The organism is Mesorhizobium sp. (assembly GCF_017306585.1).
Lineage (GTDB): Bacteria > Pseudomonadota > Alphaproteobacteria > Rhizobiales > Rhizobiaceae > Mesorhizobium.
In genome coordinates this window covers 49,918-65,906 of sequence record NZ_JAFKIC010000121.1, presented here as the reverse complement: position 1 = coordinate 65,906, position 15,989 = coordinate 49,918, and the positions used below count along the sequence as shown (strand labels likewise).

General features: G+C 61.9%; 18 protein-coding genes. 5 read left to right on the top strand and 13 right to left on the bottom strand.

Annotated elements, in window-relative coordinates:
- Positions 1–722, bottom strand: a 722-nt coding sequence (locus tag J0I79_RS10270) for a LysR substrate-binding domain-containing protein (RefSeq protein ID WP_292857134.1), incomplete at its 3' end; no start/stop codon positions are given.
- A 219-nt stretch (positions 723–941) separates the two neighbouring features.
- On the opposite strand from J0I79_RS10270, the gene J0I79_RS10265 reads away from it, so the two are divergent.
- The 3 genes from J0I79_RS10265 to J0I79_RS10255 all read left to right on the top strand — a co-directional run bounded on the left by J0I79_RS10265 (position 942) and on the right by J0I79_RS10255 (position 2,875).
- Positions 942–1,127, top strand: a complete 186-nt coding sequence (locus J0I79_RS10265; protein WP_027061621.1) for a hypothetical protein — start codon at positions 942–944, stop codon at positions 1,125–1,127.
- Positions 1,128–1,459: 332 nt separating this feature from the next.
- Complete coding sequence (locus tag J0I79_RS10260; protein WP_292857127.1) at positions 1,460–1,594, top strand: hypothetical protein; 135 nt, start codon at positions 1,460–1,462, stop codon at positions 1,592–1,594.
- A 279-nt stretch (positions 1,595–1,873) separates the two neighbouring features.
- On the top strand, positions 1,874–2,875 hold the full coding sequence (locus J0I79_RS10255; protein WP_137933181.1) for a GlxA family transcriptional regulator: 1,002 nt from the start codon (positions 1,874–1,876) through the stop codon (positions 2,873–2,875).
- A gap of 23 nt (positions 2,876–2,898) precedes the next feature.
- Here J0I79_RS10255 and J0I79_RS10250 read toward each other — a convergent pair whose 3' ends face one another.
- From J0I79_RS10250 to J0I79_RS10235, 4 genes are read right to left on the bottom strand one after another with little or no spacing between them, the layout of a single operon-like run.
- The gene (locus J0I79_RS10250) at positions 2,899–3,675 is read right to left on the bottom strand and encodes an alpha/beta hydrolase (protein ID WP_292857120.1); all 777 of its coding nucleotides are present in this window, start codon (positions 3,673–3,675) and stop codon (positions 2,899–2,901) included.
- Between the two features lie 10 nt (positions 3,676–3,685).
- Positions 3,686–3,958, bottom strand: coding sequence for a tautomerase family protein (locus tag J0I79_RS10245; RefSeq protein ID WP_292857143.1), 273 nt, complete (start codon positions 3,956–3,958; stop codon positions 3,686–3,688).
- Complete coding sequence (locus J0I79_RS10240; protein WP_292857117.1) at positions 3,933–4,967, bottom strand: LLM class flavin-dependent oxidoreductase; 1,035 nt, start codon at positions 4,965–4,967, stop codon at positions 3,933–3,935. The genes J0I79_RS10245 and J0I79_RS10240 overlap by 26 nt, the downstream gene beginning before the upstream one ends.
- Positions 4,968–4,996: 29 nt before the next feature.
- The gene (locus J0I79_RS10235; protein ID WP_292857114.1) at positions 4,997–5,572 is read right to left on the bottom strand and encodes a flavin reductase family protein; all 576 of its coding nucleotides are present in this window, start codon (positions 5,570–5,572) and stop codon (positions 4,997–4,999) included.
- Between the two features lie 235 nt (positions 5,573–5,807).
- On the opposite strand from J0I79_RS10235, the gene J0I79_RS10230 reads away from it, so the two are divergent.
- The gene (locus tag J0I79_RS10230) at positions 5,808–6,419 is read left to right on the top strand and encodes a TetR/AcrR family transcriptional regulator (RefSeq protein ID WP_292857111.1); all 612 of its coding nucleotides are present in this window, start codon (positions 5,808–5,810) and stop codon (positions 6,417–6,419) included.
- A 22-nt stretch (positions 6,420–6,441) separates the two neighbouring features.
- On the opposite strand, the gene J0I79_RS10225 is transcribed toward J0I79_RS10230, so the two are convergent.
- The 4 genes from J0I79_RS10225 to J0I79_RS10210 form a co-directional block, all read right to left on the bottom strand.
- Positions 6,442–7,233, bottom strand: coding sequence for an ABC transporter ATP-binding protein (locus J0I79_RS10225; protein WP_292857108.1), 792 nt, complete (start codon positions 7,231–7,233; stop codon positions 6,442–6,444).
- Complete coding sequence (locus tag J0I79_RS10220; RefSeq protein ID WP_292857105.1) at positions 7,230–8,003, bottom strand: ABC transporter permease; 774 nt, start codon at positions 8,001–8,003, stop codon at positions 7,230–7,232. The genes J0I79_RS10225 and J0I79_RS10220 overlap by 4 nt, the downstream gene beginning before the upstream one ends.
- Positions 8,004–8,076: 73 nt before the next feature.
- A complete protein-coding gene (locus tag J0I79_RS10215) occupies positions 8,077–9,027 on the bottom strand; it encodes an ABC transporter substrate-binding protein (RefSeq protein ID WP_292857102.1) in 951 nt (316 codons plus the stop codon).
- A 141-nt stretch (positions 9,028–9,168) separates the two neighbouring features.
- Positions 9,169–9,963, bottom strand: a complete 795-nt coding sequence (locus J0I79_RS10210; RefSeq protein WP_292857099.1) for a methyltransferase domain-containing protein — start codon at positions 9,961–9,963, stop codon at positions 9,169–9,171.
- Between the two features lie 92 nt (positions 9,964–10,055).
- On the opposite strand from J0I79_RS10210, the gene J0I79_RS10205 reads away from it, so the two are divergent.
- Positions 10,056–10,922, top strand: a complete 867-nt coding sequence (locus tag J0I79_RS10205; RefSeq protein ID WP_292857096.1) for a hypothetical protein — start codon at positions 10,056–10,058, stop codon at positions 10,920–10,922.
- A 96-nt stretch (positions 10,923–11,018) separates the two neighbouring features.
- Here the strand turns inward: J0I79_RS10205 and J0I79_RS10200 are convergent, their stop codons facing one another.
- The 4 genes from J0I79_RS10200 to J0I79_RS10185 form a co-directional block, all read right to left on the bottom strand.
- Complete coding sequence (locus J0I79_RS10200; protein ID WP_292857092.1) at positions 11,019–11,360, bottom strand: peptidase inhibitor family I36 protein; 342 nt, start codon at positions 11,358–11,360, stop codon at positions 11,019–11,021.
- Positions 11,361–11,459: 99 nt separating this feature from the next.
- A complete protein-coding gene (locus J0I79_RS10195; RefSeq protein ID WP_292857088.1) occupies positions 11,460–12,302 on the bottom strand; it encodes a DUF1194 domain-containing protein in 843 nt (280 codons plus the stop codon).
- Positions 12,303–12,373: 71 nt separating this feature from the next.
- Positions 12,374–13,189: a site-2 protease family protein gene (locus tag J0I79_RS10190; RefSeq protein ID WP_292857086.1), complete on the bottom strand. Its 816-nt coding sequence runs from the start codon at positions 13,187–13,189 to the stop codon at positions 12,374–12,376.
- A gap of 106 nt (positions 13,190–13,295) precedes the next feature.
- A complete protein-coding gene (locus tag J0I79_RS10185) occupies positions 13,296–15,857 on the bottom strand; it encodes an FAD-dependent oxidoreductase (protein WP_292857084.1) in 2,562 nt (853 codons plus the stop codon).
- Positions 15,858–15,989 lie beyond the last annotated feature (132 nt).

Sequence of the window (15,989 nt, the reverse complement as noted above, 5' to 3'; positions counted from 1 at the left end):
AGCGGCGCGACCGCGAGGTCGGCCATGATGGCGGCGCGCTGACCGGCCGTATGCGCGCTCATATAGGCGACACGGTAGTTGCGGCCCTCGCGCCCCAGCGCATCGAGCGCGCCGGCCCGCCAGGCGCAGCCCTCTTCCCAGAGCGATACGGGCAGCGGTTCGCGCAGATGCGCGCAACCGCCCTTGGCGCCTGCCCACACGATCGGTTCGGTCAGAAGCACCTCGGCGCCCAGCGCGCTGGTCTTGTAGGAATTCGTCAACAGCGTGATGTCGAGCGCCCGGTCGTCCATGCGCCGGCGCAGATTGCTGCTCTGGTCGATGGTGACGTCGACCGCGATCGAGGGATGCGACTGCGCGAAACGCTTCAGCACATGCGGCAGCACGCGCTCGCCATAATCGTCCGGGGAGCCCAGACGAACCACGCCGACAATGTCTGGAATGATGAATTTCGACACCACCTCGCGGTTGATCGACAGCAGCCGACGGGCGTAGCCGAGCAGCATTTCGCCATCGGTTGTCAGCGTCACCGAACGCGCGTCGCGCGCGAACACCGAGCGGCCGAGAATGTCCTCCAGCTTCTTGATTTGCATCGATACCGCCGACGGCGTCCGGAAGACGGCGTTGGCGGCCGTGGTGAAGCTGCCGGTCTCGGCAATCGCCACGAAAGTGCGCAAAACATCGAGATCGAGCAAAGGCAGCGGATGATTGAGTGGGGCGTTCATGGCGGTCAGCCTTCAATTTTTCTGATACAAAGCATCATTCCATTTCGTTTGATTGAACATGAGATCGGGAGCATAGTCAACTGCATCGATTGAGGATGCTGCCATAAGCAGCCATGAAACGACCCCGACACAGTCCCGCAATCGACATGAAGTGAAGCTGGAAACAGACCTGACGTAAACAGCCGCTGCCGGGGATTCTCCGGCGCAAAGGAGAAAGAAATGTCTATCCTGTCGTCCCTCGGCCGCATCGCGACCGAATTCAGCGCGGCCCGGGCCCGCTACCAGACCGAACGCGCCATCCGTTCCCTGCCGATCGAACTGCAGAAGGATATCGGCTGGCCCGAGGCATCCGACACCAAGACTGGCATTCGCAATGGCATCGGATCCTGGGCTGGAGCAAAGTAAACCGTGTGTACCTTGTGCTGAAGGCCTGCCGCGCCACCCGCCCGGCAGGCCTTCTCATTTGTATGCAAACAAATTCAGGAGCCATGCGGCGGCTGCATGGCGCATATGAGCAAGCTGCATAGCGCCCGAATTTCTATCTAACAGACTGTAAATTAAGCGAAAATCCTGACCACCCGCCCAAACATGTCGCATTCGGTGTCGCTTTTCATATCAAGCGTTTCGCTTTTGCGATTTAGTTTCCGCTCACACAAGCCTATATCACCGCCAGCAAACGAGCTGCCCCACTCCATCAAGCGAAGGCGACCCGTCTGAGCAACCGATTGGAGATGATCATGAAGCTTTTTACGCGCCTCTTCGCCCGCCGCGAAATGAACCTGACCACCGCTCTGGAGCGTCAGCGCCTGGCCAACACCATGCCCGGCCAGACCGGCGCCATGGCTGCCGCCCGTCTCGGCTTCGTCGCCTGATTTTTCGAGGCAGCGCGTCCCTGCCGCTGCTTCAGGATTGTAACGCCGCCTGGCTCCTGCCACGGCGGCGTTTTTGTTGCGTCCGGCCGCACGCTTCCCCTTTGCAAGAGCGATTGCCGCTGTCATGCCGGCGATCACGCACTACAATTGCCCATTTGCGACCCATGTCGCAAATTTAATCTCGCGCGGGCGGTGTAGCCGATTGACAAGCATGGTTTTTCCTGATGTCGCTATGCTATTCGCGACATCCTGTTCGCGTCATCGCCAGATGAGGTTCCCGTGAACGCCGTCAAGCATCCGATCAAGCGATCGTTTGTGTTCTTCCTTGTCCCCGATTTCACCATGATCGCTTTTGCGACCGCGCTCGACCCGCTGCGCTCCGCCAACCGCATGCTCGGCTACGAAGCCTACCGCTGGCGCCTGGCCAGTATTGACGGCAAGCCGGTGCGAGCCTCCAACGGCGTCGAATGCGCGGTCAACACATCGCTCGAGGATGAGCGCAAGAAGATGGCTGGTCCCGACCGGCCCAACATGGCCATCGTCTGCAGCGGCATCAATGTCGAGCGCTATCAGAACAAATCGGCCTTCGCCTGGCTGCGCGAGGAGTATAATCGCGGTGTCGCCGTCGGCGGCCTGTGCACCGGCGCGCACATCCTTGCCGCCGCCGGCCTGCTGTCGAACAAGCGCTGCGCCATCCATTGGGAGAACCTGCCGGGCTTTTCCGAGGCGTTCCCCAAAGCCAATGTCTTTGCCGACCTCTTCGAGATCGACCAGAACATCTACACCTGCGCCGGCGGCACCGCCGCGCTCGACATGATGCTGAAGCTGATCGGCGACGATTTCGACGAAAGCCTCGTCAACCGCGTCTGCGAGCAGGTTCTGACCGACCGGGTGCGCAGCCCGACCGACCGCCAGCGCCTGCCGCTGCGGGCACGGCTGGGCGTGCAGAACTCGAAAGTGCTGACCATCATCGAGCTGATGGAGGGCAATCTCTCCGAACCGCTGTCGCTGATCGAGATCGCCGACCATGTCGACCTGTCGCGCCGCCAGATCGAGCGCCTGTTCCGCACCGAAATGGGCCGCTCCCCTGCCCGCTACTATCTGGAAATCCGGCTCGACCGCGCAAGGCACCTGCTGATCCAGTCGTCTATGCCAGTGGTCGAGGTGGCGGTCGCCTGCGGCTTCGTCTCGGCCTCGCATTTCTCCAAATGCTACCGCGAGCTCTACGCCCGCTCGCCGCAGCAGGAGCGCGTCGACCGCAAGCAGTTGCTGGCGGCCTGATCCGGAAACAGCCGCGCTGTCTGTCAGGGATTGGCAAGCAGGAACTGTCGCACAGGCGGCGCGACGCGGTCGCTCGCTTCGATCAGGATGGCGTGCTTCAGCCCATCCAGGATCACCAGTTCTGAATGTGGAAGCGCTTCGGCGATCTGCCTGTTGAGGCGGGGGTTGCAGCCGCCATCGAACTCTCCGGTGAGCACGAGACACGGAGCCGAGACCTCGTGCAGCCATGGACCCATTTCTGTCTCGGCATAGATATCGAAGACGTTCAGGAACACCTCGGCGGGCGTGTCCATCACCTGCTTCTTGCGCCACTCTATGACCTCCGGCCGCTGCGCGGCGAAGTCATCGGTGAACCAGCGTGCGGTCAGCGTGTCCAGCACCTGACCGATGCCGCGCTCGCGCATCGCTGCCACGACCGCCTTGACCTTGGCACTGTCGTCGTCGGTGCGGAAGGCGGCGGTCGACAGCAGACCGACCGAAATGACCCGTTCGGGAAAACGCCTTGCATAGGCAGGCCCGATCATACCGCCGAGCGAGTGGCCCGCAATATGGGCCTGTTCGATGCCAAGCTTGGCGCGCAGCAATTCCAGGTCGTCGACCAGATCCTCAAGGCCGAAACGATCCGAAGGAAGCGGCGAGTCTCCGTGACCGCGCAGATCGTAGGAGATGCAGGTGAACTTGTCCTTCAGCGCCTCCACCAGTCTCGACCAGCCGGTACGGCGCGCGCCGATCCCATGGATCAGGAAGAGTGCCGGCCCACTGCCATCGACGGAGTGGACGCAATCTACTGCCTTGCTCATTGCCGACACCTCAGGCGCTCCCCGCCGGCTTCTGGTCAGGATAGAGATCCGAGCACAATTCGCCGCCTATGGCCCAGTCGCCTTTCGACACGTCCTCGATGATGATGTGGACCGACTGAGGCTTGCCGCCGCACACACTGATGAAGCTCTCCGTCAGTGCCTTCGACAACTGACGTTTCTGCTCGACCGTGCGGCCGGTGAACATTTCCACTCTTATGATGGGCATTTTTTCATTTCTCCGGTTTTGAAAGGTTTGATCAGGCGGCTGTTTGTTCTCGTGAATCGACGAGCTTGGGCATGACCTCGTTCGAGAAGCGCTCCATCATCTCAAGCGTCTCCGCCTGCGGCTGGCCGAAATTGCTGGACATGATGACTTCATCGATCCCCGCTTCGGCATATGCCGATATGCGATCGATCATTTCGGCCGCCTCGCATATGATCAGGCTGCGGCCAAGGTCCTCGATCGATTGACGGCGCGGCAGCGGCCTTATGCACCCATTGTCGACGATGCCGGGGCCGGAGAAGACATTGTCGAACCTCTCATAGTAGCTGTAGGCCAGTTCCAGCTTTCGCCTTGCATCGGCCGCGTTGCGTGCCAGATAGATGCCGCGCATCAGCGACAGTCTGCTCGACTTGCCGTTCTGCTCGGCCAGGGCCTTTCCCCTCTTGAACGCGTTCACCTGTTCCATGAGCACCGAATGGGCCGCCTGCAGAGGCGTGGTCTGGACCATGTAGCCCTGCCCCGCGCAGGCCTCGATTCCCTCGGGAGCCATCACCGCCATCATCAGCGGTATCTCGGTTTCGGGCCGCGGCATGATGGTGATCGGCTCGAATTTGTAGAAGTCGCCGTCCCAGGAAACCTCCTCCCGCGTCAACAGCGCCTGCAACACCGCGAGCGATTCCTCGAACTTCGCCCGTGTCTGCTCGATCGGCGTTCCCAGCCGGGCAACTTCATAGGCGAAAGCGCCTCGTCCCACGCCCAGCACGAGGCGGCCATCACACAACATGCTTGCCTGCACCACCTCACCCGCGAAGGTTCGCATGTCGTGCACCGGCAGCACGGCGATGGAGGTGACCAGCTTGATGCTGCTCGTGGCGGCGGCGATGCGCACCGCGAGTTGCAGCGGCGATGGCACGAGCAGGATGTTGATGAGGTGATGCTCCGGGATCGACACCGCGCGATACCCGACCTTTTCAGCCCACACGGCTTGCTCGATCATATCGCGGTAAAGCCGGGTGCCGCCATAGGCCGGATCCGGCAGATAACTCGACAGGAAGTGGTTGAAATCCATCAAAAGTTCCTCGTCATCATACAGATTAGTTAGCCGGCAGCATTTTCTGGAGCCGCAGCCCCTCGCGATGCGGCTATGGGCCAAAGGACCTGATCGCCCGAGGCCGCTGGTCCAAAATCGAAGTAGGCGCCGCGAAAAAAGCCGAGTGGTTCGCCAGCCTTGGACGTGAATGCCGTCACGCCACCGATCAGGATGATGTGGTCGCCCGCATCGACAACTTGATGTTGCGTGCAGGCGATGGTGGCAAGGCTGCCATCGACCGTCGGTGGACTGCCCTGCGTAAGCGTCTCAAGTGCGGCGTCCTTGGCCGGACTGCGCGAGGCGAAGGCGGCCGAAAGATCACGCTGCCAACCGCCAAGTATGTTCACGCTGAAGCGCTCCGCCCGGCTGAACACGCCCAAACTCGTCGACGACTTCGCCAGGCAAACAAGGATCAAGGGCGGATCCAGTGACACGGAAGTGAACGAGTTCGCCGTAAGCGCGCTTGGTCGACCCTCGTCGTTGCGCGCGGCCACCACCGTAACGCCGGTCATGAAAGAACCGAGCATGTCGCGCAGGACTCTGCGGTCGCAGTTTCGCGCGTCCACCCAGGCGCCATGCGACATCCACTCCTCCTGTTTGTTGCGCTCCGGCTCAAGGTTCCCACCCGCAACGAATTGTACAGATGTACCAGTTCCCGCGAGTTGTACATATGTACAAACAGGCCTGTCAACTGATATTGAAACGGACATTGCTGCCAGGCACATAAACAGGCAGCTTGGGCAGAGGCCGCCTAGCGGCTTGACGGCCGACATCTCAGGGAAGGAAGCGTCCGCGTTGCCCCAGGAACGAAAAGCGCATGTGATCCGATCCCCCCAGGATCGGAGGACCGAGATCATCGAGGCGGCGTTCCGGTGCCTCCAGGAACATGGCTACGCGAAATTGACGGCCAGGAAGATCGCCGAGCATTCCAACATCTCGCTTGGACACATCACCTACCATTTCAAGGACATGAAGGAGGTGCTTGTCGAAACCTACCGATACGCCTCGCGCACCTTGTTCGAAGCGACGCAGCGCGATCTCGGCAGATCGTCAAAAAGCCCTATCGAACAGTTGCGAGCCTTCCTGGGAACCGGCTTCAACAAGGTTTTCCTCAAGCGCGACTATCTTCGGGTCAGAATCGATCTTTGGTCAGCCGCTCTCGCCCATGACGAGATCGCTGCGGTGGAGCGGGAGCTTTACGAAAGTTACAGAGCGCGGCTGAGCGAGCTTTTGGGCGGTGTCGCGATCGACCGTCACTGCGAACCGGACGCGGTCACGCCGCTTGCCGACACGATCATGGCGACACTGGACGGGCTGTGGCTGGACTGGGAGCGCCGTCACGACGAGGCAGCCATCGGAAATGGCCTCGACGGCTGCATCGCGCTGGTGAACGCCAAGCTGCCGCAAGGCGAACTCCCGCAAGCCGGTTGAGTCGTATGCCGAGATCTGGCCGTCAGCCCTGTTGCACCAGCGCCGTCCGCATCGCTTCGGCGCGGATGTCCTCAGTCAGCCGTGCTTTCAGGATGGAGAATTCCGGACTGGTCTTCAGCGTGTAGTGGCGCGGATGCGGCAGGTCGATGGCGACGTCCGATTTGATGCGGCCGGGCCGCGCGCTCATCACGATCACCCGCGAGGCCATGAAGATCGCCTCCTCTATGTCATGGGTGACGAACAGCACCGTCTTCTTGCGCCGTTCCCAGATTCCGAGCAGCAGTTCCTGCATCAGCCCGCGGGTCTGGTTGTCGAGCGCTCCGAACGGCTCGTCCAGCAGCAGGATTTCAGGATCGTTGGCGAGCGCGCGGGCAATCGCCGTGCGCTGCTGCATGCCCCCGGAAAGCTGTTTTGGCCAATGGTTCTCGAATCCCTTCAGCCCGACAAGATCGACATAGGAGGCAACAATCCCGTCCCGCTCCTTGTCGGCCATGCCGCGTTCGCGCAGGCCGAAGGCGATGTTCTCGGCGACCGTCAGCCAGGGAAACAGCGTGTAGGACTGGAAGACCATGCCACGGTCCGGTCCCGGACGCGTCACCGCCTTGCCGTCGAGCAGCACGCGGCCCTCGCTGGGCGCTTCCAGCCCCGCGACAATCCTGAGCAGCGTCGACTTTCCGCAGCCGGACGGCCCCAGTATGGTGATAAAGTCATTGGCGGCGACTGCCAGCTCGATCGGCATCAGCGCCTTGACCGGTTGCCCGCCGCGCACGCCGGCAAAGGTGCGCGAAACGCCCTCGATGAGAAGCTTGCTCAAGCCAGGCTCCACGGAAAAAGCCAGCGGTTGAAGGCCTTGAAGGCGAAATCGGACAACAGGCCGATCAGCCCGATGACGATGATGCCGAAGATGATCTGCCCGGTCGCCAGCCGCGACTGGCTGTTGATGATCATGTAGCCGATCCCGGAAGACGAGCCGATCAGTTCGGCGACGATGACATAGGTCCACGCCCAGCCGAGCACCAGCCGCAGCGTCTCGGCGATCTCGGGCGCGTTGGCCGGCAGGATCACGCGCTTGACGATGCCGTTGTTGGTCGAGCCCAGCGTATAGGCGGCCTCGACCAGATCGCGCCGCGTCGACCCGACCTTGACGGCGACGATCAGGATGATCTGGAACACTGATCCGACGAAGATGACCAGCAGCTTTTCCAGTTCGCCGATGCCCGCCCACAGGATGAGCAGCGGAATGAAAGCCGAGGCCGGCAGATAGCGGGCGAAGGAGACAAAGGGCTCGAGAAACGCTTCCACCGGCTTCCAGGCGCCCATGGCGATGCCGAGCGGCACGGCGACGACCGAAGCCAGCACAAAGCCGCCGAAGACCCGCCAGATGGTGATCAGTATGTCGAGCCAGAAACGGTCCTCTACCAGCAATCGCCAGCCGTCCCTCAGCATCGACAGCGGATCGGCGAGGAAGATGCGGTTGACGTGGCCGCCAAGCGTGATCCAGGCCCAGAAGGCGACGAACAGCACGAAGAACAAGATGCCGAGCACCATTCGGATGCCCGGCGACACCGGATGCAGGGGGCGCATCTTCACAGGATCCTTTGTCCGCGAGAAAGCGGCGGCGCCGGGCGCCGCCGCGTGATGGGCAAAGGCAAGACGGTCAGTTCGCCACCGCGCTGGTGTCGGCCAGCGTGGTGACGTCGGGGGCTTCCTTGATCAGTCCCATCTGCAGCAGCAGCTCGCCGGCGGTTTTGGAGAATTCAGGAAATTCCTTGGTGAAGAACTGCTTGTTTTCGGCCTTGTCGGCCCATTTCAGGTATTTCGCCGAATCCTCGAACTCCTTGGCCGACTGCTTCACGTCGGCGCCCATGATCTCATAGGATTTCTGCGGATCCTTCTTGATCAGGTCGAGCGCGTCGAAATAGCTGTCCGCAAGCGCCTTGGCGGCGTCGGGATTGGCCTTGAGGAATTCGGGCGTGCAGCCGACCGTGTCGAGAACCATCGGATAGTCGAGCGTGGTCGCCAGGATGTGGCCCTGGTCGGCCTTGTCGCGCACAGCCGAGATGAAGGGTTCATAGGTGACCGCCGCGTCGTTCTGGCCGGCAAGGAAGGCCTGCGCCGCCGCGTCCGGCTCCAGGTTTACGACGGTCACGTCCTTGGTCGACATGCCGTTCTTGTTCAGCACCCAGGCCAGCAGGAAGTAGGGCGACGTCCCAGGCGCCGAAGACGCGACATTCTTGCCCTTCAGGTCGGCAACGGTCTTGATGTCGTTGCGCACGACAATGCCGTCGGCGCCATAGGATTTATCGAGCTGGAAGATCTGCCTGGTGGTCACCCCGCTGGCATTCCACACCAGCCACGTCTCGACCGTGGTGGCGGCGCATTGCAGGTCGCCGCTGGCGATGGCGAGCGGACGGCTTGCCTGCGGCACCTTCTTCAAGGTCACGTCGAGGCCATGCTTCTCGAAAAGGCCGGCCTGCTTGGCAAGCGTCAGCGGCGCGAAGCCGGTCCAGCCGCTGATGCCGATGGTGACCGATGTCGCGGCCATCACCGGCGCGGACAGGCCGGCGGCAAGCGTCAATGCAGTGGCGAAAACGGCAACTCTGTTCATATCGGTTCCCCTTTTGTTTCTATTGAGGAAATTGTTCACGGACAGCCTGCGGCTGTCAATCAACAGGAACGTGTTCGGTCTGGGCGTGACTTGACCCGCTCGGCCCAGAACCGTGATCTGGCAAACGCACGCGGGTCTCCGCTAGTGTCGCGGCGAGCCAAGCAGAAGGATCGGGCAGCGATCCGCGACCGGATAAGTGCCGCTCGGCACGAGACTGACGTCGGCGAAGTAACGGGAAGCCTCCGCCACGTGGATGGCCTCGTTCAGCCAGCAGCAGATCGTATCGGACCCCTTGTAAAGGTCGATGAAGGCGAAGGCATCCGGCTGCCATCCGCCTGCCGCCATCAACGCCTTGCGGTCGCCGAACATCCCGTTGATTGCGTCCAGGACGGCCGACATTTTCAGGCCATGGTCGGGCGCTGCGACAGGAAGCGACAGCGCGGTACGCAGCACGATCTCGGCAAGCGCCTTTATCCTGCCGCCCAGCGCATCTGCCCTTATCGCATCGAGCGGTTCGGTCGCTGCCGGGCGCGCAAAAAGCCTGATTGCCGCCCGGCCGCCCGGTCTCAGCACCCTGGCCATTTCCGCGAGGCAGCGAAGCCGCTGTGCCTCGCTCACCACGGCCGAAAGACAACCGTCGCCGACGATGGCGTCGACGCCCTTGTCCGGCAATGGAAGATCGAGCCAGTTTCCGAGAACAGCCTTGCGGGTTGCGCTATCGCCAATCCACAGCGCACCGATCATGTGCGGGTTGGCATCTACCGCCACCAGGGATTTGCCGAGCCGTGCGAATTCCGGCGTGACGCCGAGCAGCGCCATCTCGGCGCTGTTGGTGTCGATCAGCTGTTTCAGCACACCGACCACGTCGGCGGGCGGACGCAGAGGCGGCTTTATGAGATCCCATGTACGGAACAGATTGGCCCACAGGTCGGACATGCCCCTCGCCCCCAACTGTCGTGCTATGCACTTGCCCCGGCGGATTCCAGTATATTATCACTTGCTGAAGCGAAAGATGGCCGGGGGGCCGCATGGCGCACATCGTGGTGATAACGCACGAGTTCGACCGATTGATCGAACGAAAGTTTTTTCGCCGTTCCGAAAGCGGCTATATGATCCACGCAGTTCTCGAAGACCTGCGCATGCGCGGCCACTCCTGGACGATCGCGCGGGGGCCATCGAACAGGATAAGGGGAGATGCCGCTGTCCTTCACGTCGACGCCACGCGCGTCGACCCCGCCTATGTCGACTATGGGCGCGGCTTTCCGCTTTGCCTCAATCTTGCGGTGACCGACATCTCGAAGGGACGGATCAGCCAGGCAAGAGTCGCGCGCGGTGACGGCTGGACTGGACCGGTCATAGTCAAATCTGTCCTGAACAGCGGCGGCTTCCCGGAATGGCGCCTCAATCGCCGGGCCCGGAGCGCCGGTAGGCCGGCGCCCTTTCCCACAGCAAAAGCCATGAAAGACTACCGGCTGTTCGATCGGGCGTCGGACGTGCCCGAGGATTTTTTTGCCGACCCGGACTTCCTCGTCGAACGGTTCTTGCCCGAAGTCGAGAGCGATGGCTTCGCTCTGCGCTTCTGGGTCTTTTGCGGCGACTATGATTTCTGCGGGCGCTTTATTTCACGCGACTCCATGGTCAAGGGTCCCAGCGTGTTTCGCAGCGAGCCTTGTCCGGTCCCCGAAGACCTGCGCCGTCGCCGCGAAGAACTGGGATTTGACTACGGCAAGTTCGATTTCGCGGTTCACGATGGCAAATCCTACCTGATGGACGCCAACAAGACGCCGGGCAGAGTCCCCAGGTCCGCGGGCGAGGTCGCATCGATGACCGGTATGGCCACGGCGTTCGAAAAAATGATCCAGGCTGCGATGGCGGGGCAGTCGGCCATTGTTTGAAACGCCGGGACTGCCCAAGGCCCGGCGTCGACACGATCACGCGACGCGCTTCGACTTTCCGTCGCCCTTATGGAACGAAGCTCTCAGGCCACGCCATCAGTAGCCGCTGCAATAGCATTCGGCCGACGAGATCCGGTCGTTCCAGAAGCCGCCCAACTCGCGGGCCCTGCGCCTGATCTCGATCGATCGCCCTCCCATGTCCGTATCCTCATAGGCGACGAGCGTGCAGCCGCGGCGAACGAACACCGACGACACGCGGTCGTTCCAGAACTGGCCGCCACGAAAACTTACCGAATCGTCGGGCCCCATTTCGAGTGCTCGCCCGCGAAAATTCACGTGCTCGAACATGACGCAGGCGGGCTGGTCGTTGTATTGGGCGACGGCGCCATCGGCAAAAAGCACCGACGCGACAGCTGTCAGTATGGCAAGGCGTTTCATCTGATGTTTCCTCGGTTAAACCGCGGCCCCCGCCGGCTGGATAGCGCGGCTCAGACGATTTGCCAATGCTCCCGGGCCTGAGGTCGAGCCGGAATTTCTCTAACGGCTATCGGGCATCCAGCCGCGACTGCGCCACATTTTCTCGCCGATCCGGCAGTCGGTGGCGGGCTTGTCCTGCGCCAGCAGCACCGGCGGATGATCGGCCTCCTCGGCCGCCCATTGCGGCGAGGCCGGCCCGGCAAGCTCCAGCACCAGCTTGCGGCGGACGGCTTCGGGAAACTGTGTCCAGTCGTTGACCGGGATCATGAAAGCGCCCGGGCCGCCGATGACGCAGTCGCTGTAGTAGCGATCGAGATCGTTGACGTCGTAACCGCCGGAAAAACCGCTTCGGGTCATCAGCGGCAGGCCATTGATGATGATGCCCTGCCTGACCACCTCGTCGCGAATGAGATCGACCGGCGCGCCCTGGTTGTTGGGTCCGTCGCCGGAAATATCGATGACCCGCTTGGTGCCCTGATAGCCGCTTTCAGCGAAGAGATCCGCGCCGAACACGAGCGCACCGGAGATCGAGGTGCGCCTGGCGCTGTTCGGCGGCTGGGCGGACAGTTGCGCGACCACCTGCTCGGCATCATCCCGGCTTGCGATTACCGTCCACGGTACGATGACGCGTTGCCAGGTGGTGCCGGCCCATTCGACATAGGTGACGGCGATCTTGCCATGGGCGCCATCGGCGATCGCCCGCAGCACATTGTCATGCATCAATGCCGCCGCGTAGCCGTGACGCTGGATTTCGAGCTCCTCGTCCGACATCGACAGCGAAACATCCACCGCCAGCACCAGTTCGACGTCGACCGGCTCGTCGGCGCGGGATTCCGGCGCGGGCCACAGCATTAGCGCCAGCGCGGCACAGCCGGAAAGGAGATGTCCAGCATAGGCAGACATGGGGTGAAGCTAGGCCAAAATCGCCAGATACAAAAGCCTTGGTAACGGATGCCGCTGGCAGGCAGTCCAGGTCACTTCTTGATGGGCCATCCGCCCTTGCCTCGCCATTCAACTTCGGGGGCGGGATCGGCCGGCGGAAACTGCGAAAGAGCCTTTTTTCGGCTTGGCCCACGAAACGCGCGCCAATTCGGTTTGAAAGGCGGAGGGATCCACACCATGGTCCCGGCTATTGCCGCTGCCAGCATGACGACAAAACGCACTATTGAGAGGACGACACCGCAGAAGCCGACGATCCGCGCAGCATTACCCGCGCCAAAGCGCGGCGTAAGCAATCGCTTGGCGATCGCCCCGCCATCCAGCGGAAAGGCCGGCAGGAGATTGAGGATGGCCAAAGCCGTATTCACAAGCACTCCAAGCCAAAGCGCCCATTCCAGAATGGTGTCAGACCTTGGAGGCGGCGAATTGAAAAAGGCGTCCGTCTCGACCGGCAAGGGCCGGGCAACAAGATGGTACGCAGCAACGAACACCAGGGCCAGAATGATGTTTGCCAAAGGACCCGCGAATGCGATCCATGCCCAGCCATAGGGCGAAGTCTTGCCGGGTTTGAACCAGGCAATTCCGCCGAGCACGTAAAGGTCTATCCTTTCCGTACCGATGCCTCGCCGCCGCGCTGCCCAAACGTGGGCAAGTTCATGCAGTAGTATCGACAGGAACAGAAGTGCAGCGAGTATGACCGTATGGGTCAGGGCAGTTCCAGGTCGCTTCAACCACTCGGTCAGGAAAGGCAGGACGGCCGGAATGGCAAAAGTCCAGTTCACATAAACGGGAACCTCATCCATTCTGAACACGAACGCGTCGCTCTTTTTATCCCAGCCGAACCGTTGCAAGCTGTCCACTCCGCCCCGCGCGACGCTATGCGAGAATCTCATCATACAAAAGGAAAAAGCCCGGCCTGGGCCGGGCTTTCACACTCAAGAATTATACGTCCGAGCCTTAGCTGCGCGGCTTGAGGTTTTCCGGATCGTAGAGCGGCTTGTAGCCGACGCCCGCGACCTCGACCGGATAGGTCTCGCCGAAATATTCGACGTTGAGCTTGCGGCCTTCCTGCGCATAGGCATGCGGCAGATAGGCGAGCGCGATGTTCTTGCCGATGGTCGGGCCATAGGCGACCGATGTGGTGAAGGAGCGGCGGCCGAGTTCATCGACCAGCGTCTCGCCGGTCACCGGGTCGAGCACCGGCATGATGCCGACCGGGTAGCGCGCGACGCCCTTGGAGTCCGTATTCTCGGTCATCACCAGCGTGCACAGTGTCGCCGGCTGGTTTTTCCGCTCGCGATACTCGACATGCTTGGCCTTGCCGCAGAAATCGTTCTCCTTGACCTTCGGACGCGCGAGATCGGCTTCCAGCAGATTGTATTCGGTCAGAAGGTCCGCGTTCTGTAGCCGCAAGCTCTTTTCCATGCGACGCGTATTGGCATAGGTCTCGACGCCGAACGGCATCACCCCGGTGGAGCGCAGCGCGTCCCAGACGGCAAGCCCGTCCTCGTAGCGCATATGCAGTTCCCAGCCCTGCTCCCCGACATAGGAGATGCGGAAGGCGGTGACGTCCTTGCCGCCGATACGGATCGGCTTGATCGCGGCGAAGGGGAAGTTTTCCAGCGAGAGCCCATCGGGATTCTCGACCACCTTCTGCAGCGTAGTGCGCGCATTCGGGCCCCAGATGCCGACGGTGACGTATTTCTCGGTCACGTCCGTAACGGTGACGTCGAAGCCCTTGTCCTGCGCGGTTCGCTGCATGTAGCGGAAGTCACGCGGGCCAGCATCGGCGCCGTCGATCACCCGGCAGCGGTCGGCCATGCGGATGACGGTGAAGTCGGCGCGCACCATACCTTCCTCGTCGAGGAAGTGGGTGTAGATGCCCTTGCCGATGTTGTTGTCGCCGCCGATCTTGGCCGCGCACAGCCACTCCAGCAGCGCGACATGGTCGGGTCCTTCAACATCGTACATGGAGAAGTGCGAGAGGTTGACGATGCCGCAATCCTCGCTCATCGCCAGGTGCTCGGCATTGGAAACGCGCCAGAAATGGCGGTTGTCCCATTCGTTCTCGCGCACCGGCACGCGGTTGCCGTATTTTTCCAGAAGATGCTCGTTGGCGGCATAGCCATGGGCGCGCTCCCAGCCGCCCAGTTCCATGAAATAGCCGCCCAGTTCCTTCTCGCGCTCCCAGAACGGCGAACGCCTGATATTACGGCCCTTGGAGAAGGGTTCGCGCGGGTGCACGGCCGGATTGTAGACCTTCATCGCCGTTTCGGTGCAGCGGTCCCAGATGAACTGTTCCTTCGTCTGGTGCGGATAGAAACGCGCATAGTCGATGGCGTGGTGGTCGATCGAGGTACGGCCGTCGGTCATCCAGTCGGCGATGAGCTTGCCCATGCCCGGGCCGTCCTTGACCCAGATGGCGACGGCATACCACAGGCCCCTCACCTTCTGGCTTTCGCCCATGGACGGACCGCCATCGGCGGTCACCTGCAGCAGACCGTTGAAGGAATGGCTTTCGTTGTAGCCGAGTTCGCCCAGGATCGGCGTCAGTTCCATGGCGCGTTCCAGCGGGGCCAGGATCTGCTCCATGTCTAGGTCGCGCTGCGACGGCGACAGCCGCGCCTGATCTTTCTCCAGCAAATCGCGCGGGTGGCAGAGGCGCGGATTGGTCTCCTCGTAGTAACCCCATTCGATCTGCCCGCCCTCGGCTGTCTTGGGGTCGCCCGTATCGCGCATATAGGCCGAGTTGCCCTGGTCGCGCAGCAGCGGCCAGCCGATCTCCTTGCCGGTGCCGGCGAATTCCGTATACGGGCCGAAGAAAGTCAGCGGATGGTCGATCGGCATGACAGGCAGGTCCTCGCCGACCATTTCCGCGATCAGCCGGCCCCATATGCCAGCGCAAACGATGACATAGTCGGCCTCGATGGTGCCGCGGTCGGTCACCACGGCGCTGATGCGTCCATCCTTGACCACCAGCGACTTCGCCGGCGTGTTGGCGAAGGACTTCAGCTTGCCTGACGCTTCGGCCTGGTCGACGAGCTTGCCGGCAACTGTCTGCGAGCGCGGAATGACGAGGCCGGCATCCGGATCCCAAAGGCCGCCCTGCACCAGATGCTCCTCGATCAGCGGGAATTTTTCCTTGATCTCTGCCGGCTCGATCAGCCGCGCGCGGGTGCCGAAAGACTTGGCGGAGGCGATCTTGCGCTTGATCTCGTCCATGCGGCTGTCGTCGCCGACGCGAGCCACTTCGAGACCGCCGACGCGGGCGTAGTGGCCCATCTTCTCGTAGAAATCGATGGAATAGAGCGTCGTCCAGCAGGACAGGAAATCATGGCTGGTCGTGTAGCAGAAATCCGAGGCATGCGCCGTCGAGCCGATGTCGGTCGGGATTCCCGACTTGTCGATGCCGACAATGTCGGTCCAGCCGCGTTCGATCAGATGATGGGCGATCGATGCGCCGACAATACCGCCAAGGCCAACGATGACGACCTTCGCCTTTTTCGGAAACTCTGCCATTGCCCGCGACTCCAAAATGATAAAGCGCGCGGACTATAGGGCGGAGCGGTAGGCCAGATGAAGCCTGTTTGCGACATTGGGAAAGAGCCCAGCGACCCAGATAAACGAATGCCGACCGCGCGACGCCGCAGG

Bases quoted from the DNA above. Each gene is read 5' to 3' on its own strand.
- J0I79_RS10260 (WP_292857127.1), top strand. From the start codon at position 1,460: ATGAAGCTTTTTACGCGCCTCTTCGCCCGCCGCGAAATGAACCTGACC.
- J0I79_RS10185 (WP_292857084.1), bottom strand. From the start codon at position 15,857: ATGGCAGAGTTTCCGAAAAAGGCGAAGGTCGTCATCGTTGGCCTTGGC.
- J0I79_RS10215 (WP_292857102.1), bottom strand. From the start codon at position 9,027: ATGAACAGAGTTGCCGTTTTCGCCACTGCATTGACGCTTGCCGCCGGC.
- J0I79_RS10240 (WP_292857117.1), bottom strand. From the start codon at position 4,967: ATGGATTTCAACCACTTCCTGTCGAGTTATCTGCCGGATCCGGCCTAT.
- J0I79_RS10200 (WP_292857092.1), bottom strand. From the start codon at position 11,360: ATGAAACGCCTTGCCATACTGACAGCTGTCGCGTCGGTGCTTTTTGCC.
- J0I79_RS10195 (WP_292857088.1), bottom strand. From the start codon at position 12,302: ATGTCTGCCTATGCTGGACATCTCCTTTCCGGCTGTGCCGCGCTGGCG.
- J0I79_RS10210 (WP_292857099.1), bottom strand. From the start codon at position 9,963: ATGTCCGACCTGTGGGCCAATCTGTTCCGTACATGGGATCTCATAAAG.
- J0I79_RS10250 (WP_292857120.1), bottom strand. From the start codon at position 3,675: ATGAGCAAGGCAGTAGATTGCGTCCACTCCGTCGATGGCAGTGGGCCG.
- J0I79_RS10205 (WP_292857096.1), top strand. From the start codon at position 10,056: ATGGCGCACATCGTGGTGATAACGCACGAGTTCGACCGATTGATCGAA.
- J0I79_RS10265 (WP_027061621.1), top strand. From the start codon at position 942: ATGTCTATCCTGTCGTCCCTCGGCCGCATCGCGACCGAATTCAGCGCG.
- J0I79_RS10220 (WP_292857105.1), bottom strand. From the start codon at position 8,003: ATGCGCCCCCTGCATCCGGTGTCGCCGGGCATCCGAATGGTGCTCGGC.
- J0I79_RS10235 (WP_292857114.1), bottom strand. From the start codon at position 5,572: ATGTCGCATGGCGCCTGGGTGGACGCGCGAAACTGCGACCGCAGAGTC.